This is a genomic window from Paenibacillus sp. FW104-T2 (assembly GCF_058789975.1).
The window spans coordinates 21104-40290 of sequence record NZ_JBYTCE010000017.1; the positions used below are offsets into that span (position 1 = coordinate 21104).

Annotated in this window: 14 protein-coding genes; 5 read left to right on the top strand and 9 right to left on the bottom strand. The window is 48.7% G+C overall.

Features of this window, described 5'->3' with window-relative positions; genetic code table 11:
- Positions 1-184: 184 nt before the first annotated feature.
- Positions 185-5383 (bottom strand): S-layer homology domain-containing protein, encoded by a 5199-nt coding sequence (locus AC3WQ3_RS20100; RefSeq protein ID WP_492473285.1) that lies wholly within the window; start codon positions 5381-5383, stop codon positions 185-187.
- A gap of 493 nt (positions 5384-5876) precedes the next feature.
- The gene (locus AC3WQ3_RS20105) at positions 5877-7433 is read right to left on the bottom strand and encodes an ABC-F family ATP-binding cassette domain-containing protein (RefSeq protein ID WP_095287476.1); all 1557 of its coding nucleotides are present in this window, start codon (positions 7431-7433) and stop codon (positions 5877-5879) included.
- A gap of 160 nt (positions 7434-7593) precedes the next feature.
- Here AC3WQ3_RS20105 and AC3WQ3_RS20110 point away from each other — a divergent pair, with 160 nt between their 5' ends.
- The gene (locus AC3WQ3_RS20110) at positions 7594-8046 is read left to right on the top strand and encodes an SET domain-containing protein (RefSeq protein ID WP_492473286.1); all 453 of its coding nucleotides are present in this window, start codon (positions 7594-7596) and stop codon (positions 8044-8046) included.
- 176 nt (positions 8047-8222) lie between these two features.
- Here the strand turns inward: AC3WQ3_RS20110 and AC3WQ3_RS20115 are convergent, their stop codons facing one another.
- The 4 genes from AC3WQ3_RS20115 to AC3WQ3_RS20130 are packed head-to-tail and all read right to left on the bottom strand — an operon-like array spanning position 8223 to position 12754.
- Entirely contained in the window at positions 8223-8834 is a 612-nt protein-coding gene (locus AC3WQ3_RS20115) for a DUF1349 domain-containing protein (RefSeq protein ID WP_492473287.1), read from the bottom strand.
- Positions 8835-8863: 29 nt separating this feature from the next.
- Positions 8864-10207 carry a dihydrolipoyl dehydrogenase family protein gene (locus AC3WQ3_RS20120; RefSeq protein WP_492473288.1) on the bottom strand — a complete coding sequence of 448 codons (1344 nt, stop codon included), beginning with the start codon at positions 10205-10207 and terminating at the stop codon, positions 8864-8866.
- Positions 10208-10242: 35 nt separating this feature from the next.
- A complete protein-coding gene (opuFB, locus tag AC3WQ3_RS20125; protein WP_492473289.1) occupies positions 10243-11757 on the bottom strand; it encodes an osmoprotectant update ABC transporter permease/substrate-binding subunit OpuFB in 1515 nt (504 codons plus the stop codon).
- Complete coding sequence (locus AC3WQ3_RS20130) at positions 11750-12754, bottom strand: ABC transporter ATP-binding protein (RefSeq protein ID WP_336779816.1); 1005 nt, start codon at positions 12752-12754, stop codon at positions 11750-11752. Before AC3WQ3_RS20130 ends, opuFB begins: the two co-directional genes overlap by 8 nt.
- Before the next feature lie 220 nt (positions 12755-12974).
- Between AC3WQ3_RS20130 and AC3WQ3_RS20135 the strand changes: the two genes are divergently transcribed.
- Together AC3WQ3_RS20135 and AC3WQ3_RS20140 are read left to right on the top strand one after the other, a co-directional pair.
- Positions 12975-13337: an iron-sulfur cluster biosynthesis family protein gene (locus AC3WQ3_RS20135; RefSeq protein WP_154893412.1), complete on the top strand. Its 363-nt coding sequence runs from the start codon at positions 12975-12977 to the stop codon at positions 13335-13337.
- Between the two features lie 265 nt (positions 13338-13602).
- Positions 13603-14379 (top strand): M15 family metallopeptidase, encoded by a 777-nt coding sequence (locus AC3WQ3_RS20140; RefSeq protein WP_154893413.1) that lies wholly within the window; start codon positions 13603-13605, stop codon positions 14377-14379.
- A 146-nt stretch (positions 14380-14525) separates the two neighbouring features.
- Here the strand turns inward: AC3WQ3_RS20140 and AC3WQ3_RS20145 are convergent, their stop codons facing one another.
- Entirely contained in the window at positions 14526-14765 is a 240-nt protein-coding gene (locus AC3WQ3_RS20145) for a hypothetical protein (protein ID WP_127536043.1), read from the bottom strand.
- Between the two features lie 131 nt (positions 14766-14896).
- Here AC3WQ3_RS20145 and AC3WQ3_RS20150 point away from each other — a divergent pair, with 131 nt between their 5' ends.
- Complete coding sequence (locus AC3WQ3_RS20150; protein ID WP_127536044.1) at positions 14897-15529, top strand: nitroreductase family protein; 633 nt, start codon at positions 14897-14899, stop codon at positions 15527-15529.
- A 178-nt stretch (positions 15530-15707) separates the two neighbouring features.
- On the top strand, positions 15708-16160 hold the full coding sequence (locus AC3WQ3_RS20155; RefSeq protein ID WP_492473290.1) for an AraC family transcriptional regulator: 453 nt from the start codon (positions 15708-15710) through the stop codon (positions 16158-16160).
- A 77-nt stretch (positions 16161-16237) separates the two neighbouring features.
- Here the strand turns inward: AC3WQ3_RS20155 and AC3WQ3_RS20160 are convergent, their stop codons facing one another.
- Positions 16238-17482, bottom strand: a complete 1245-nt coding sequence (locus tag AC3WQ3_RS20160; RefSeq protein ID WP_095358388.1) for an aminopeptidase — start codon at positions 17480-17482, stop codon at positions 16238-16240.
- Positions 17483-17523: 41 nt separating this feature from the next.
- The gene (gene mbcS, locus AC3WQ3_RS20165) at positions 17524-19134 is read right to left on the bottom strand and encodes an acyl-CoA synthetase MbcS (RefSeq protein ID WP_492473291.1); all 1611 of its coding nucleotides are present in this window, start codon (positions 19132-19134) and stop codon (positions 17524-17526) included.
- Positions 19135-19187 lie beyond the last annotated feature (53 nt).

Genomic DNA, 19187 nt, shown 5'->3' on the forward strand with positions numbered 1-19187 from the left:
TAGAACCTAACACACCGGGTGTTGGGGGTCAATTTCAATCATTTTATAACATTTATCAGTTTCGCTGATAAAGGAACAATTTGTACGAACTCACTCCATTTATGGTCATGCAAGAAAGGCTTACTAAGACCTTCAATCCAGGTCTTAGTAAGCCTTTTTCTCCTACTTCGTTATATTGTTTCCGTCAGTTAGGCCACACCAATTTGTCCATCATGGCGTACACAAGCGCAGCCGATTCAGCACGGGTCGCTTCGGCAAGCGGCTTGACCTCGTCGTTGTACCCGCTAACGATACCCAGATCCACTAAAATGGCCACACTGTCCCGGGCATATGAACGGATTGCAGAAGCATCGCGGAAGCGAGCAAGGCTATCCGTGGAAGCCGATTCAAGTTCGACCAGCCCTGCTACCTCCAGAGCTCTTACCGTTAGCGTCATCATTTCCTGACGGGTGATGGTGTCTTCAGGCTTAAAGCGCCCATCTCCCGTGCCGCCAGTAATGCCAAGCGAGCGAGCGGCATTAACTGCTTCGTAGTACGAAGCATCAGAACTTACATCCGAGAACGGAATGCCAGGCGCGCCATTCAAGCCGAGTGCCGTAGTCAGCCACTGCACGTATTGACCGCGCGTCATCTCCTGTTTCGGATGTAATTGACGTTCGCTGCCGTTATCAGTTGCATCGATGACGCCGCGGACAGCCAGTGCCTCCAATGCATTCTTGGCCCATGGCACATTCGCGATATCTGCGAATTCCTCCTGCACAGATACGGCTGCATAATTTCCTGCTGCCGACGCTGCGGAGAAGGCTACCTCCCTCTTCTCTTGATCGTAACGGCTTTGCGGCAACGGGGCTGCCACATGGTTCGCATTCCACGAGAACGCAACGATTCTATCTCGCTCTGCACCTTGCAGCGTTCGGTAAGGCAGGTGAAGCTTCAGCTCATGTTTTTCTGGCCAAGCATCGCCATCCAAATCGAATTCAAGGCGTACTCCATGCTTCATTCCGACTTGATCGGCGACTGTTTTGGGCAGATCCATGCGGATGAATCGCACCTTAGCCAGTTCATGGCCTGCCAAGTCTTCTGTTGACAGCGTCGCAGGAAGTTCTAGTGTTCCCAGTTCCGTAACGAGCTGGAACACACGCGATTCGCCTTGATCCGCCAATGACGAGGCTGGCAAGGACACTTCATAAGTGCTTGCCCCTGAGACAGGCTTCTGCCGAAGTTCGACCTGACGGAAACCCGTACCTGTAAGAGGTGCAGCTTGGAAGGCTTCTTGGATTACAGAAGCATCCACTTTCGTCTGCACGACCCCATCCTTATCTGCCACCCCTTGTAGCTCAAGGATGGAACGGTCTTTTTGTGGTTCAGGTTTTTGCGAAGCATTCCCTGGTGTTGGAGTACCAGACCCCGGTTGTCCTCCGGAATTGCTCGAGCCCCCGTTAGAATTTCCACCTGAACCATCGGAGCCGGATCCGCCCGGGGAAGGCGTATACGCTGGTACGTAAACCGTTAACGGCTGGGTCATGGCTCTGCTGTCATCCGAGGCTCGAGTAACCTCCAGTTCCAATGTCACCGCAGTTTCCTTGGATGGCGGCACGATTGTTCCATCGATTTGAATGACGGATGGTAACGAGCTTGCAGCGATCTTTACTATAAAGCCTTGCGGTACGACCGGCAGTTTTAACTGCTTGGCACCTGCAGAAGGCTCCTCCAAGGTTGTAATGCGTGCAGCCACATCAGCAGCGGTCTCTTCAGCGGTACGCACTAGATAAGCAGTAGATAAACCATGAATGGTACGCCCCGACGCGTCAAAGGCCTCCACTTTGTAATAGTAATCGGTGCCAAGACGCAGCCCGATGTCGATGTATTCCCGCAGACTACCGCTGTAAACGACATTATACTCCCCCTGCTCCTTGTTCGAACGGTAGAGCTTGTAGCTTGCCGCACCCAACTGAGCATCCCAGCGAAGCGTAGTACTCGTTGCATCCGCTATTTCAGCATTCAGCCCGGCCGTGTTGTCCATCGGTGGAACTGCACCCGGCTTGGCGATCACGATCCAGCTAATCAACGGGTCCTGTGATGCCGTATTACGCACCAACAGTTCAAGCTTATTCTCCGTAACCGCAATACCTGTATGAGCTCTGACATTAGCAGGCGTATACGTCACCGGACCTGTGTTATTGCCGTTAATCAGGAAGTTTGCTCTGCGGGACGTATTGGTCCACGGATCGTTAAATCCTGCGTACACATCATAAGTTCCATTCGGCACTTCAAAGGTGTAGGTGAGATCGCTGCCCTTAGGTGAATTGCTCACATTGCCACCGTTCAAATAGCGTACGGTGGAGTAGATATCCCCGCCAGCTGAACCGGATGGCAGTGCATCCGCACTAACATAACCCCAGTTTCGTCCTTCCGCCGGCGCATACATCTGGTCCGCCGTTCCCGGATTGGCAAGCGAACCTTTCATATATTCACCCATTAGTTTGTAATCAGCCGTTTCGTAGCCGCCACTGTTCACGAAATAGAGCGCGTTCTCCGGAATGACATATACGCGGACCGCCTGTTTCTTGTTGCCGTACTCCGGTGTCGTTACCTGCAGCGTAATCGGTCCCGGTTTGGCAAAATCCCCTGCAGTCATCGCCCGGTTATCCACCGTCCATACTGCTGGTGTTGGCACAAGCGACCCTCCATCCCGCACATTAACCGTTGTTGGCAGAGAAGGCACTTTCCCCAGAGGCACGGCCTCAGGCAGCGGATCAGCGATGTCCACTTTGCCCATTGAATTCAGCAGATCCGGTGTCCAGCTGTCATACCATTTTATTGCGATGTCAGATCCAATGCCGAACTCAATCGGTAAGAACACATATTTTGCACCATCATTCGAGAAGTTGCCCCCGTTCCACGTATCCCCCACGTAAATGAACTTTCCTTTTTCCGGGTCAACCGGGATGACCGATGTGGTCTGCGTGCCGAAGGCTTTGCCTGGATCGGGATCGCTTGGCAGTGTGCGTACAAACGGATTCGTCATCGTGGACCATGGACCAAAAATGTTATCCGCCACAGTTACCTTGTTTTCGTTCGGGGACCATCCTGATGCACCGGAGGTCAAAATGTAATATTTGCCTTCATATTTAAACATGGCGGGTGCCTCGCGTTGTCCACCCGGGAATACTCTGACGTAATCAACGCCGTATTCCGCCTGATATGTAGCATCTCGCACCGGATTGCCTTTCTCATCCGTGAGACCTTGCTTATGCCAGCCTGTAACATCACTGTAATCTTCGTTCAGTTTGGAGATATACAGTGTCAGGTTTTCCTCGCTGGAGTAGATGAGATATCCGGTACCATCCTCGTCCTTGAACAAAGTCATGTCACGCGCCATGCCCCGATCGCTTGGGAAGTAATCTTTCTCCCCTTCCGGGGCTCTGTCCATCCGATAGCTCTTCTGGTAAACGAACGGTCCTGTAGGCGAATCGCTAATGGCATAACCCGCCTGCGCCTTTCCGTAATTAGTATTATCGTTGTAGGGATCCTTGTCTCCATCCATATGAGCCCACATGACGTACTTTTTCGTTTTGTCGTTATAGATGACCTTTGGTCGTTCAATGATCCGCCCTCTGCGGATATCCGCCCAGATGTCCACCTTGTCTTCACGTCCCGCGTACAATTCGGAAATTAACGGATCCGTTTCGAAATCATCCATGGATTGAATCATCGTGAGTGCCATGCCTTCATCCGTCCAGTTCAGCAGATCTGTCGATGAATACACACGGATGCCAACGGCTGGCCATCCTCCCGTATGATATTCCCCATACCAGTAGTATTTTTCGGTCTGCTCATCGTAGAAAAAGCCAGCCCCATGTGCATCGATAGGCTTGCCATCCAGATCCGGCCATAACTGGCCCGGTGTAAAGCTCGTACGAATTGTGGCAGCACTCAGCGGTGCAGATGCAGGAGAAGGAACGCCATCCACAGTTGCCTGAAGAATATAATAATATCCTGTGCCCATCGTCAGGCCGCTATCGTTAAACGTGTTAGCACTGCCGCTATAGACCTCCTGATACGTACCGCCTGCACTCGTGGCCCTGGATACGGAATACATCACTTCGGAACCGGGCAGTGCATTCCACCCCAGGGTAATCGACGTACTGGTCACGTCCGAAACGGTAAATTCAGCGGGGGAATCCATCAAATACGTTGTCACCTCTGCAGCTGTATATTCGGACTCTCCGGCGGCATTATACGCCGTTACGCGATAGCTGAAACCCTGGCCGGATGCAAGACCTTGATCCGTGTAAGTGAGTGCCTGGCCTTCGTACACCTGCTCATATTGCTCACTGCCCGCCTCAGAACGGACGATACGGTATCCGGTTGCCTTATCCACAGCTGGCCAAGACAATTTCACACTGGATGTATTCAGGGCCAGAGCCTTCAATTCTCCTGGAGCCTGCGGTGCGGTTGCTTCTGTCCGAACCTCAAGTGGTGCCGACCATAACGATTCGGTCATTCCCCCGTATTCATAGGCGAGTTTGTAATAATAGACCGTATCGGTGATTAAACCATCGTCTACATAACCCAGTGAATCGGTATCCGTTACCAGGGAATATCCCGCTTCAGGCGAGGTGGATCGATATAGGCGATAGCTGGTCGCACCTGCTGTCTCGGTCCATTGCAGCGAGACCGAGGATGACGTCTGCCTATCAGCTGAGAGCACAGCATCGTTTCCTGGCGGCGGCTCGGCGATGATTACGTCATCTGCATGAACGGATTGCCAGCGATTTCGTATGCCGATGCTGCCCGCACCGTATGTTGTATCGATCAGATCGAATACCAACCGATTTGCTCCGTTTTCGACGATGTACCCGCGAATGGAAGGTCCTGACAGCACTATTTTCAAGGTATACCATGTATGTTTGGCAAAAGAATAATCCACCGACTTTAAGGTTGTATCTGCCCCATTCACCCGCTTGGAGAAGACGAGTTTATTGGCTGGAACCTGCATTTGAAAATAATAAAAATTGCTCTTATCCTGAAACCGCGGCAGCATTCCCGGATATCCCTGACCATCTCCTGTGTAAAAGCGCATGGACACCGTCATGTCGGACATGATGTCGCCGGTGGAGATGATGCCTTCCCCGGTATCGCTCTGAAAAAGCGTCTGGTTCGATGCGTCTGTAGGATCTGAGCTTACCTCCCATAGACCTGAGCTTACGTTCCATGGGGGTGACGCCGAGTAATCCCCATCAGAAAAATCGTCCTGCAGCAGCGTCCCAGACATGTTGTAAGCATCAGCATATGTCTTGCCTGGCAGCATCAAAGGTCCGGAAGATAACACGAGCGTAGCAGATAACATGAATATGAGCGGCTTTCTGATTTTATCCAATATCCATTCTCTCCTTTGCCTCGGAAAATGAAAGCATGGTCCTGATCACACGGTGCTGTTATTCGGCATTACCTGTGTATCCAGCGTGCGGTAAGGCGTTTCACCTCCTCCATTTAATGAAATCGGTTTCATTGGAGGGCAAAAAAAAGACCTGTCTCCCCTGCTAAGTGCAATGATCCCAATACGGATTACCGTGTCTTCTTTGCCCTAAGTAGTGAAACAGGTTGCTTATGTCATGAGAATGTAAGTGCTTTCTCGCATTATATTATCGCCTTATTGACGCTGTCAACCGCATCACCACTCGAACATTTTTCGCAGAACCACGCAAAAGAACACGCATCCTGCCTGCTTCCGCAAGCAAAATACGTGTTCTTTATTAGTGGTTCGAGCTTGTTTCGCAATTGTGCTCATTTGGCACCATGTAACCGGGGCCAGAACGGATGTATTCTCTGATTGCGACAAACCTCACCTTTTTATTTCGACAGACATTAATTTAGAATACTTTGGTTGTCCACGATTCGCAGTTCCATGTTTCCGTCACAACATCACGATAGAATTCCGGTTCGTGTGAAATCAACAGAATGCTGCCTTTGTAGGCTTTGAGCGCGCGTTTCAGCTCATCCTTGGCATCCACGTCCAGATGGTTCGTCGGCTCATCGAGTACAAGCAGGTTAGTTTCGTTGTTGATCAGTTTGCACAGACGTACTTTAGCCTTTTCTCCACCACTCAGCACAGCAACCTTACTCTCAATGTGTTTCGTGGTCAGTCCACATTTTGCAAGTGCAGCACGAACCTCGAATTGTGTATAGGACGGGAACTCCTGCCAGATCTCTTCGATACAGGTATTGTAGTTCGCATCCTTCATTTCCTGCTGGAAGTACCCGATCTCCAGATGCTCCCCGCGCTGAACTGTTCCTTCCAGGGCTGGAATTTCACCCAAAATGCTGCGCATCAGGGTGGTTTTACCGATTCCGTTTGCACCCACGAGTGCAATCTTCTGACCACGCTCCATACGCAGATCCAGCGGTCTGGACAGTGGCTCGTTGTACCCGATCACCAGCCCTTTGGTTTCAAAAATAAGCTTGCCGGATGTTCTGGCATCACGGAAGTTGAACTGTGGCTTCGGCTTCTCCTTGGCGAGTTCAATCACATCCATTTTGTCGAGCTTCTTCTGTCTGGACATCGCCATGTTGCGTGTCGCCACACTGGCCTTATTACGTGCAACAAAATCCTTCAGATCGGCAATTTCCTGCTGCTGACGCTTGTAAGCCGATTCGAGCTGCTGCTTTTTCATTTCATAAACTTCCTGGAAGTGATCATAATCACCCACGTAACGGGTCAGATCCTGATTTTCCATGTGATAGATCAAGTTAATGACACTGTTCAGGAATGGAATATCATGCGAGATCAAAATAAATGCATTCTCATACTCTTGCAAATAACGCTTCAGCCATTCGATATGCTGTTCATCCAGATAGTTCGTCGGCTCGTCGAGGAGCAGAATATCCGGCTTTTCAAGCAACAGCTTGGCGAGCAGCACTTTGGTCCGTTGACCACCGCTCAGATCATTAACGTCCTTATCGAGACCGATATCCGTCAGACCCAGACCGCGTGCAGTCTCGTCCACTTTTGCATCAATCATATAAAAGTCCTGGTTGGTCAGGGTATCCTGGATGGTTCCGACATCCTCGAGCAGCTGCTCCAGTTCCTCGGGAGTAACGTCTCCCATCTTGCCATACATCTCGTTCATCTCCTGCTCCATGTCGAACAGGTATTGGAACGCACTGCGCAGGATATCACGAATGGATTGTCCCTTGTTCAGCACGGCATGCTGATCGAGATAACCCACGCGCATGCGCTTAGACCACTCGACTTTGCCCTCATCCGGCTGGAGCTTGCCAGTAATAATGTTCATGAAGGTGGATTTACCTTCACCATTGGCCCCGATCAGACCAATGTGCTCGCCTTTCAACAGGCGGAAAGATACGTCGTTAAAGATAGCACGGTCACCAAAACCGTGACTTAATTTTTCCACATTTAATATGCTCATTCATGACACCTTTTCTATATAGACTTCATTCCTGTATATTATAATCGTTATAACCTGCACAACTCAACGCCATATTTGCCTTATATGCATGAATCGGTTAAAATTTGGCCTTAAACTACTATAGAACGGAGCTCTCTCAAGCGAGCATCAGGTGAACATTATGATTGAAGTAAAACAATCCAAATTGGGTGATGGCGAATTTAATCGAGGGGTTTTTGCCACAGTGGATATTCCCAAAGGCCAATTGATCCATCAGGCCCCGGTTGTCCCTTATCCCAACGAAGACCACGAACATGTCGAAAAAACGATCCTGGAGGATTATGTATTTGAGTATGGTGCCAACCACACCGCCATTTTGCTGGGATACGGCAGCTTGATCAATCATTCGTACGAGCCCAACGCAACCTATGATATCAACTTTGAAAACCATACATTTGACTTCTATGCTTATACAGATATCAAAGCGGGCGAAGAGATCCTGATCAATTACAATGGCGAAGAAGACAACATGGACCCGTTATGGTTCCTGGACGATTATGAAGAACGGATGCGTGAGCTGAACGAAGCTGAAGAACGTAACGAAGAGAATCGTGAAAACAACGAAACGAAGTAATTTGGTGTAAAAAGTAATCCAGAGACAAGTCAGAATAATCGCAGCGTCACATCTCGCGGAAATCCTGCTGAACATTCTGTCTGCTCCCTTCTCCAGAACGTAAACAAGCAAGCCTTCCACACAGGAAGGACTTGCTTGTTTGGCATGGAAAGAAACGTTCAACGGTGCTTCCGTTCTCAATCCAGTATCGGCGGATCGGTGTGCAAATCCTCGTCAGGTGTCGTTGTTCTCCACTTCGTAAATGCCACCTTAAACCCTGCACGCTTGGGTGAACACAGAAACGGACCCGCCTGCTTGTCCGCCGGATAGGCAAAACGCGCCACCCGAATGGTTCGCCAAGGATGTTCGTCCGTACGCGCCCGAATGACTACCGCTTCGTTGTGGTAAGAAGCTCGAATGGTAACCTTACGTCCACCCCATTCCGGAACGGGAGATAGCGACCAGTCCGAGAAGTGATCCGTTACTACAGCGCCGACATGAACGACCCCATCGTTCACTTCTACTCCAGCCTTGATCCATTGTTCGCGACTATGCCAGAGCATTAAACCTGCCTGATCATAAAGTTCAGTAAAAGAGCTTAGATCAAACGTAATCTCGACGGCTTTATTACCGTCCCACGGCGACAGAAGGGCATGTCCATTTTGGTGACTGAATCCGTAGAACGTGTTCTCCCAAAAATCACTGCCTTCCTGTGCCTCCACGATGAAACGTTCTCCCTCTGTACGGGTTGCAACCGGTTCAGTGGTCCATTTGGCATCTGGTGTACTCAGAAATTGTGCTGCAGACAAGTTTTCAACACCCTCCCATAGTCAAAACGTCAAATTAATGAGCCCAAATCCGATGCAGCCGTAGGATATGCAAAATTCATGGTGCTTAACTGATCAGCTGTCAGTTCAAACTGAATGGCCATGGCAAACAGGTTAATCAGCTCTTCGGTCTCGCTTCCCAGTACATGGGCTCCAAGAATCCGTCCTGAGTTGTTGTCGATCACCACTTTGGCCATGGCGTGTTTCTCATTTGTCCGTTTATAAGTATACCATTGCGACATGTCATTTACCTTCACCTCGTAGCCTTCCTCTTGCGCTTGATCCACGCTAAGACCAACAGAGCCAAGAGATGGTACGGTAAACACGATGGACGGCATAACTTTGTAGCTCGGCTCAGCATGATTGCCCTTCAGCAGATTCATGGCGACAGCCCGTGATTCCTGACCAGCCAGAGGCGTTAGAGGAAGCCCCTTCGTTGCAGCAACGTCGCCGGCTGCATATACTTTGGGGTTGCTGGTGCTTTGTAAATACTCATTCACGGTAATACCACTCTCACTATAACTGACCTTCCCCTTTTCCAGTTCCAATCCATCCACGTTAGGGATACGTCCCGCTCCATGCACGACCCTTCCACCATGCCACTGATGATCGGCTCCGTTCCGGGTACCACTGACCACGAAGGTCTCCCCCTGTTTCCTAATGGACTTCACTTCCGCGTTCAGATGAACGTGAATGCCGATCTCTTCCGATTTTCGAACCAGCAAGTCAACAAGCTCCGGATCAAACTGCTCCAGCGGCCGTTCTCCGCGGTGGATAATGTGTACCTCGCTTCCTGCTCTTGCAGCGATGTGGGCAAATTCAAGCGCAATGTAACCTCCGCCCACCAAAACCAGTTGATTCGGAAGCTGATCCAGTTCCAGAAAATCATCGCTGTAAAGAAGATGCTCTGAGCCATCTATTGGGAGCGGTGCAGGCTGCGCGCCTGTTGCAATCAGAATATGTTTTCCATGCAGCACTTCATCTCCCACACGAATGTGATCTTCATCTACAAAAGAAGCCTTGCCATGGAAGGTATCCATGCCGGCCTGTTTGAATTTATCCTCGCTGGCTCTCGGAATGCTCTCCGTAAATGTTCGTTTGAAGGCCATAAGTTCCGGCCAGTTTATGGTCGTTCTTCCCTGAACACCCTTCCCCAGCATTCGTTCATTCCAGTCGATCAGTTGAGCAGCTCCCGCTAATACTTTCTTCGGATCGCAGCCTCGCAGCGCGCAAGTTCCGCCAAATTCACGCTCATCAATCACGGCTATTTTCCAACCAGCTTCAGCACAGCGAGATACAACTGAATTCGCTGCACTTCCGGTTCCTATTGCGATTAAATCGTATACATGTGTCATGAATTGTCCCTCCTGTTCTCTCTCCCCATTGAAAATTATAGTAAACCCGCCTTCTGTAAATGGTCGGACGCTACCTGCTCCGGACGGGCTCCATTCACATTGACCTCATAATTCATCTGACGCATCTCATCATCTGTAATGCGTCCCGCCAGCTGATTCAGTATCTCGATCAGCTGCGGATAGGCATCTGCCGTCTCCTTGCGCAGCAGCGGAGCTCCCTGATATGGCGGAAATAGCTCCTGATCATCTTCAAGCACCACGAGATTATACTGCCTGAGCTCACTGTCCGTGGAGTACGCATCAACCAGATTAATATCACCTCGCTGAAGAGCCGCATATCGAAGTTTAGGTTCCATTGTGGCGACATTAGGAAACTGAATGCCATATTTCTTCTGTATCCCCAGATAACCGTCCTCACGGTCCGAGAATTCCAGTGTGAACCCAGCCTTAATCTGCTTCTGGACAGACTTGAGGTCTGATATGGTTTTCAGGTTATATTGGTCTGAAACCTCCTGAGGGACCGCCAGCGTATATGTGTTGTTGTAATTCATCGGGTTCAAGAGCACCATACCAAATTGGCTAAGCATTCCGTCTCTTGCCTGTTCATAAACCTGCGTGCGATCCGTATTAACAGCCGTTTCCTTCAAGAATTCTGATATTGCTGTACCAGTAAATTCGGGGTAGATATCAATGTCGCCGGATCGCAGAGCATTGAACAAAAACGGAGTCTTCCCCAAACCAGGTTTCAATTCAACCGTAAGATCTGTATGCTCCTCAATCAGCAGCTTGTACATGTTAATGAGAATCTCAGGCTCTGCACCAAGCTTACCCGCAATGACCAGGTCCTTCTGTCCGCCGCGGAATAATAGCGGAAGGGTTATCACAAGTATAGCGATCAAGGCCAGTGTACCAAGTGTACCCACCGTTTTTCGAAAAGACAGCCGTTGGAACTGCCTAAGCAGGACATCGAACAAAATTGCCAGTAATGCTGCCGGTATCGCTCCTAAAATAATAAGTGATGTATCATTTCGATCTATCCCGAGCAAAATCAGATCACCAAGACCACCTGCGCCAATTAATGCTGCTAGAGTTGCGGTACCCACGATAAGAACCATTGCCGTACGAATCCCTGCCATAATGACAGGCGTTGCCAGCGGCAGCTCCACTTTGCTCAAACGCTGACGACTATTCATGCCCATCGCATTGGCGGCTTCAATCATGGAAGTGTCCACTCCGGTTATCCCTGTATAAGTATTGCGGAGTATCGGAAGCAGGGCATACACCACTAGTGCAATAATCGCTGGTACTGTACCGATACCGAACAGCGGAATGAGCAACCCAAGAAGAGCAAGTGATGGAATGGTCTGCAGGATAGCCGTAACACCGATAATCGGTTCAGCAACTTTGGGTTTTCGGGTCAGATAAATGCCGAGTGGAATTGCAATGAGAACGGCGAGAAACAGGGCGATAAATGAAATCTGGACATGCTCCAGAAGAGCGGTTAACAGCTGTCCTTTGCGCTCATTAAATACCTCTGAGAATTTACTCATGGGTCTCACCCCGCTCTTGCAGCTGACCAGACCAGTACCTCAGCACATCCGCCCTGCTCACTTGTCCTACAATCTGATGATTCTTCTCAACCAGCAAGGTATCGTATGCATCCAAGACATCTAATAAATCCATCAATGTCATAGAAATCGGTACCGCTGTCTTGGCAGACCTCGGAACATGGCCGGGTGCAATAGGTGTCATAATCGATTCAAGATTGAATTTTGACTGAGTATGAGAAGACAAGTGCACGCTATGATCTTGAATCACATCTGTGCCAGGACTTCCGACAAAATGACGTACAAATTCATCCGCGGGGTTCTGTAAAAGCTCTTCAGGTGTTCCCACCTGCAGTACTTGTCCATCCTTCAAAATACATATTCGATCTCCCAGCTTCATGGCTTCTTGTATGTCATGCGTAACAAACACAATCGTTTTCTTCATCTGACGCTGAATCTCCAGAATATCGTCCTGCAGTTTTTCCCTGCTCATTGGGTCGAGCGCACTGAACGGTTCATCCATAAGTATAATCTCGGGATCTGCTGCCAGTGCCCGCAGTACGCCAATTCTTTGCTGCTGTCCACCCGAAAGTTCTGCTGGTTTGCGATCACTGTAGGTCTCTCCGTTTAATCCCACCATATCCAGCAAGTTATGAACCCGTTCATGAATCTGGTCGGGCTTCCATTTTTTCAATTCAGGAACAACAGCGATATTTTCGGCAATCGTCATGTGCGGAAACAAGGCGATCTGCTGCAGGACATACCCAATATTCCAGCGTAATTCGTGAATGTTAAATTCATCGATTGGCCGCTCCTGGATACGAATCGTTCCATCCGTTCGTTCAATCAGGCGATTTATCATTTTGAGCATCGTCGTTTTGCCGCAGCCGCTAGGCCCAATCATGACCAATAGCTCGCCTTTATTGATCTTGAGGTTAACCTGATGAAGAGCCTGGGTCCCATCAGGGTATTGCTTGGATACATTTTCGAATTCAATCATCCGTACGCGTCTCTCCTTTATTAACCTTTCATTCTCATCTATTTCCCCAAAAGAACACCCCAATAATCATTACCTTTGACGAAGACCTTCTTCATATCGCATCGGACGTGTAGAAATTTATTTGCTTTGATTTTGGGGCAAGGTGGTATAATGAAAGGAGACCTTAATTTTCTATCATTTACATTTCAGGACCATTTTCAATATATAAGGAGTGAGCATTATGCATATTCAAATTACAGATCTGGCTGCAGCGAGATTAACTGAGAGCTTGAATGACCAACCTGGCTACTTCAAAGTGTTCTATGACACTGAAGGCTGTGGCTGTAACGGAATTCTGGTCCTCTTGATTGTAGATGAACCTGCTGCACTGGATGAGCAGATCGAGACCAACCTGGTTCCATTCTATGTTGATCCGAAACAACAATTAAATCTCGAACAGCATATGAAGCTGGATACGGAGGAAAACTATCCTTCTTTCACGTTGAGCAGTGATTCAGGTGTACTTAGCAGCAACGTTCGGGTTAGGGATACGCGAGCTGTAAATGCGGGAAAATCCAGTGCACCTGATGCATGCATGCTGTAAACAAGAACCGTTCATTTTCTTAAACAATCGTTGAACATTAAATATCCAGATAAGCAAAGGCTCTGCATTGAATGCAGAGTCTTTTTTTGTGTTCCTTTTGGCCAAATGACCGAAACTATGAATCTCACATGATTTGTTTACAACTCGGAAACAATTGGAGAACCTCTTGATATAATCCTCTAGTATACTCGGTATATAGAAAAGCATGTCTGGAATCTATCGGATGCAGCATGCGAGAGATTCATCAACCCCGAGGAGGAACATCATGAAATCATTCACACGTAAATCTATCGTATCCACGCTGCTCATAGGGTCTGTCTTAGCAGGTACTGCCTTCACTACATTGCCCTTTGGACCATCCATGACGCCAGTCGCATCGGCTGCAAGCTCCAGTTTCACTCAATTTTTGCATGATAACGCGCCAAGCCGCACTATTAAAACAAGCAGCAGCGGTCTCGCAACCGTTACGAATCTATCCAGCACCGTGGTACTCGTGAACAAAAAAAGAAATCTGCCTTCAACCTATGCACCAAAAGATTTGGTTGTACCCAACATTCCATTTAGCTTCTCCGGTTCCAGTCCGAAGAAACAAATGCGCAAGGTCGCTGCTACCGCGATTGAAAAGCTGTTTGCAGCAGCCAAAAAAGATGGCATTGACATCAAAGCCGTATCGGGTTACCGCTCCTACTCCACACAAAAATCGATTTTCGAACGCAATGCAAGTATCAAAGGTGAAGCCGTGGCCAATAAGACAAGTGCCCGCCCAGGTCAAAGTGAACATCAAACCGGGCTTGCCATGGATATCTCCAGTGCATCCGTCGGCTATGATCTGCAGCAGAGCTTCGGGAACACCAAAGAAGGCAAATGGTTGAAAGCCAATGCCCACAAGTACGGATTTATTATCCGCTACGGCAAGGATCAGGAGAAACTGACCGGTTATTCCTATGAACCTTGGCATGTGCGTTACGTCGGGGTTTATATCGCAGGGGAAATCACGAGTCAGAAACTGACCCTTGAACAATATCTGGAGCGTGCCAAATAACGAAGAGGCTGCTGTATACTAAGGAAAAAATGAATGAACCAGGAGCCGGAGCCCGGAAGGGGGCATTCTGCTCCTGCATTCTGCACAATAACTACATTGCGCTTATGGTTAAGACATCATACGTTTCTGCAGCAACATTCTTATGATCAAAAACTGACCATTCTTTTGACTGCCAGAGGCAGTCGTTTCAAACCTTCGGTTCCCGCCCAGGAGCCTGCTCCTGCCAGGAGTGCATTATGACACAAATAAAATGCAGCATGGTAGGCAAGCGTGCCAACGATGATTTCCATAACCAAAAATCGCTTTAATGTGGAGGATTGAATGACATATACCTTAAATTCGTGATAGGAGCTCTCCCTCCTGAATCTGGTGATGAACGTCCTCATGTTTCACCTCTACTGTTTTTATTTAAGGTTATGGCCCTTTAGTCTTGTCTTATTCGAAAATAATACTTACCAAAAGTAACTAAGCGTGTTATAGTCAATTTATACTTTATACATAAGCGAGGTAAACCACCATGAGTGCACTGGAAAACTTGGTCAAAAGCCGTAGATCCGCCGTTATTTTTGAAGAAGGCATCGAAATCCCGGAAGCCGATCTGCAGCAGATGTTCGCGTTAAACAAATTTGCCCCATCAGCCTTTAACCTTCAGCATACCCACTACCTGGTCTTGACCGACCCGGCCCAAAAAGAAAAAGCATACGAAGCCTCACAGCAATACAAAGTAAAAACAGCCTCGGCTGTCATCGTTGTTCTGGGTGATATCAAGGCTCACCACCACATCCGCACGATTAACGAAGGTTTACTGCATTTGGGTGTTCTCAATCCGTTTGAATATGAGCAGGAGTCCCAAAGTGTGTTTGATTTCTACGAAGCCCGTGGAAGTGTATTTCAGCGTGAAGACGCCATTCGTAATGCCAGCCTGTCGGCGATGCAGCTGATGCTGATTGCACAGGATATGGGATGGGATACGTGTCCAATGATTGGTTTTGACGCCGATGAACTGCAGAGCAGTCTGGATGTTCCCGAACATTACGTTCCTGTCATGATGATTACGATCGGTAAAAAGTCAGAAGCCAAACAACGCCCACGCGGCTATCGCAAACCCATTAACGAGTACGTCAGCTTTAATAAAATGCATGCAGAGTAAAATCATTCAAATAGATTTACCAAAAAAGCCACGGTTCCGTGGCTTTTTTACATTTCATAGATCAGCTGCTCCGACTCTCCTTTTTCGAAAAGAGTTATGCAAATTTTTTTATACCATGTTAACATCCATCAAGTAAGAGAATTCCTTTGGGAAGGGAAGATAGAATATGGAAATGGAAATGTCTATGGAACATCTGGCGGCATGCCGAATTGCTTATGTAAGGCAGGTTGGTCCTTATGGTCCTGCTAACGTCCAGGCGATGAACCAGTTAAAACAGTGGGCAAACGAGAAACGATTACTCACAGAAGCTGCCATTTTATATGGTATACCTCAGGATAACCCATCAACGACACCACCGCACCACTGCAGATACGATGCCGCAATCGTGCTCCATGAACTTGAACTCCCTGAAGATGACACCATTGAGATTGGAGAGCTCCAGGGCGGGAACTATCTCATCTGCAAGGTTAGCCACACGCCAGAAGGTATTCAGCAAGCATGGAATGAAATAATCCCTTATATGCAAAACAAACGTTATATCATAGATCACCAACCGGTTCTGGAGCGATATCGATGGGATCTCCTTGAACAGCATGAGTGTGAACTATGTGTGCCTGTGAAACAGGTCTAATCTAATCCGTTGGACAGCACAAAAAAAGTGACTTCATCATTGAAGTCACTTTTTCACTAGTCAACTCTGTAAAAATATTAAAATGCCCAGTTGCCTTTACGGAATACTGGCTCAATTGTGCCATCCTGCAGTTCGCCGTCAATGTCCAGTTCAGCCGACCCAATCATGAAGTCAACGTGAGTCAAACTCACATTGCACTCATGTTTAAGCAATTCCTCGTTGGACATCGTTGTGCCATCCTTCATATTAAACGGATATGCGCTGCCTACAGCCAGATGGCAGGATGCATTCTCATCAATTCCGGTATTATAGAAAATACGATTCAGGTTCGAGATAGGTGAATCATGCGGCACAAGTGCCACCTCACCCAGATAACGCGCTCCTTCATCCGTAGCAAACAAGTTCTTCAGGTGTTCTTCACCGGAAGCCGCTGTGAACGCCACAACCTGTCCGTCCTTAAATGTAATTCTCATCTGATCTACCAGCTGTCCGTTCAAGTTCAGAGGCATCGTACTGCTGACATAACCATTAACGCCGCTGCGCTTCGGCATGGTGAATACTTCTTCGGTTGGCATATTCGCAACAGTATACACGCCCGCCTTGTTCTCACTTCCACCGCCACCCCAGATGTGATTGTCTACCAGCTCAATTTTCAAGTCCGTTCCGGGTGCGCGGTAGTGCAGGCTCTTATAATTTTTCTGATTCAGCTGATCACTCTTCGTGTTCAGGGTATCCAGATGTTGTCTCCAGTTCTGGATGGCATCACCGCCATCCACACGATTCATTTTGAAGATGGTGTCCCACATCACATTGATGCGCTCTTCCTCAGGTATGTCGGCAAACACCTTATTCGCCCATGCCTTGGTCGGCGCCTTGATCAGGCACCAGCTGATTTCATGGTTCCGCGTATATTTCGAATAACCGCGGCGTGCCTGGGCAGCCGCCTTCGTAGCACGTGAAACCTTGTCGGAATCAATTCCGTTATACAGTTCCGGGTCCGGTACTTTGATCGTTAAGGTAGCGCCGCCAGCCTCTGCAAATCTCTCCATCATGTCGCCTTTCCATGCCGGATAATAGTCGAAGCTGTCGTCAGAACCTTGCTGAAAACGACTGCGTGTAATTTGATCATCTTCAAAATCCACCTGTACATACTTGGCCCCGGCAGCATATGCCTTCGCAACGATTAGGCGAGTAAACTCAAGCGTTTCGATAGGAGCTGTAACAAGCAGATCCTGTCCTTTTTGAATGTTCACGCCTACTTTGACCACCAGTTCTGCATATTGTTCCAACGATTGCTCAAACGTTTGCTCGAAATTACTCATAGGTCCATTCACTCCTGGTTCATATAGAATTAATTCATGTTTTACGCGTTTCTCTTTTCTTGCTCACGCAGTTCAATTCGGCGGATTTTGCCGGAGTTCGTCTTCGGCAGATCGGTTACAAATTCAATCTTACGTGGATATTTGTAAGGTGCGGTCCATTCCTTGACGTGATGTTGCAGCTCACGCATTAGTTCTGGTGAAGCCAGAGACTCATCCCTTAGTACAACAAAGGCTTTGACCACATTCCCCCGAATTTCATCCGGACTGGCCACAACGGCGCACTCCTTCACACTGGCATGTTTCATAAGTGCTTCTTCCACCTCGAACGGTCCAATCGTATAACCCGAACTGATGATAATATCGTCACTGCGGCCTTCAAACCAGAAATACCCGTCTTCGTCTTTGCGCGCGCGGTCTCCGGTTACAAAATAATCCCCCCGCTGACTCGCTTCCTTCCGTCCCTCATCCTGATAGTACGTGCGGAACAAGGCCGGCATATCCTTATGAACCGCGATATCCCCCACTTCCCCTGCTGGTTGAGGCTGCCCTTCTTCATTGATAATCTCGATCAGACCCGGCGTAATCGATTGTCCCATGGAGCCGATCCGTACAGGAGCATCCTTCAGACTGCCGATCAGCAATGTACTTTCAGTCTGGCCGTATCCATCACGGATGGTCAGGTTGAAGTGACGCTGGAAGATCTCAATGACTTCCTGATTAAGTGGTTCACCTGCAGAAACTGCGCTGCGCAGTTTGGACAGATCATAATGACCAAGATCGTCCGCTTTCGCCATAAGGCGGTACTCGGTCGGGGTGCAGCACAGGACGTTGATGCCATGCTCCTGCATTAGTTCCAGATAACGTTTAGGCTGGAATGACCCGTTATAAACCAGACCTGTTGCTCCTCTTCCGAGTACGGAAAGGAACGGGCTCCAGATCCACTTTTGCCATCCCGGCGCGGCCGTGGCCCATACGATATCTGATGGCTGAATATCCAGCCATAACGTAGAAGCGATACGCAGGTGGGCATATCCCCAGCCGTGGCTATGTACAACGCCTTTTGGATTTCCGGTTGTGCCGGAAGTGTAGGCCAGAATGGCGATATCGTCACGGTGTGTCTCTACGGCATTCATCTCATCCGATTGACCTTCCATCAACTGATGTACGTTAACCCAGCTATCAGCGGGAACGCTGCTGTCGCCAGATGGTGATGCCACGATGCGATGGGCCAGTGCAGGCAGGTCTGAATCCATTTTCTCCACTTCAGCCGTTGTCTCGGACCATACAATGACCGCTCGCGCCTCGGAATGCCGCAGGCGATACTCCAAGTCCTTGGCACGCAGCATTTCGGAAGAAGGAATCACGGCAATCCCTAGTTTCAGACAAGCGATATAAATGACATAGGCAATGATGCGGCGTGGTACCATGACCAGCACCCGATCTCCCTTTTCCAAGCCCAAATCACGCAAGCCCCCGGCAAGACGGTTAGCCTGCTTAAACAACTCTCCGTACGTAATCTCTTCCAATTCATTTTGATCGCTGAGCCATCTAAGTGCAATCCGGTCTGACGGGTGGTTCTCCATCTCGGATGTCAGGTTATAGGTTTCAGGCGAAATCCACTGTTCAAAATTCAAATGGAGCCTCTCCTTCATATTTCAAATGTATAGCATCTATATATTATACCCTAAATCCTAGGACCAGGTGC

Excerpts from the sequence above, each read along its gene's own strand:
- AC3WQ3_RS20105 (WP_095287476.1), bottom strand. The coding sequence starts at position 7,433 with ATGAGCATATTAAATGTGGAAAAATTAAGTCACGGTTTTGGTGACCGT.
- AC3WQ3_RS20110 (WP_492473286.1), top strand. The coding sequence starts at position 7,594 with ATGATTGAAGTAAAACAATCCAAATTGGGTGATGGCGAATTTAATCGA.
- AC3WQ3_RS20120 (WP_492473288.1), bottom strand. The coding sequence starts at position 10,207 with ATGACACATGTATACGATTTAATCGCAATAGGAACCGGAAGTGCAGCG.
- opuFB (WP_492473289.1), bottom strand. The coding sequence starts at position 11,757 with ATGAGTAAATTCTCAGAGGTATTTAATGAGCGCAAAGGACAGCTGTTA.
- AC3WQ3_RS20130 (WP_336779816.1), bottom strand. The coding sequence starts at position 12,754 with ATGATTGAATTCGAAAATGTATCCAAGCAATACCCTGATGGGACCCAG.
- AC3WQ3_RS20135 (WP_154893412.1), top strand. The coding sequence starts at position 12,975 with ATGCATATTCAAATTACAGATCTGGCTGCAGCGAGATTAACTGAGAGC.
- AC3WQ3_RS20140 (WP_154893413.1), top strand. The coding sequence starts at position 13,603 with ATGAAATCATTCACACGTAAATCTATCGTATCCACGCTGCTCATAGGG.
- AC3WQ3_RS20145 (WP_127536043.1), bottom strand. The coding sequence starts at position 14,765 with ATGAGGACGTTCATCACCAGATTCAGGAGGGAGAGCTCCTATCACGAA.
- AC3WQ3_RS20150 (WP_127536044.1), top strand. The coding sequence starts at position 14,897 with ATGAGTGCACTGGAAAACTTGGTCAAAAGCCGTAGATCCGCCGTTATT.
- AC3WQ3_RS20155 (WP_492473290.1), top strand. The coding sequence starts at position 15,708 with ATGTCTATGGAACATCTGGCGGCATGCCGAATTGCTTATGTAAGGCAG.
- AC3WQ3_RS20160 (WP_095358388.1), bottom strand. The coding sequence starts at position 17,482 with ATGAGTAATTTCGAGCAAACGTTTGAGCAATCGTTGGAACAATATGCA.
- mbcS (WP_492473291.1), bottom strand. The coding sequence starts at position 19,134 with ATGAAGGAGAGGCTCCATTTGAATTTTGAACAGTGGATTTCGCCTGAA.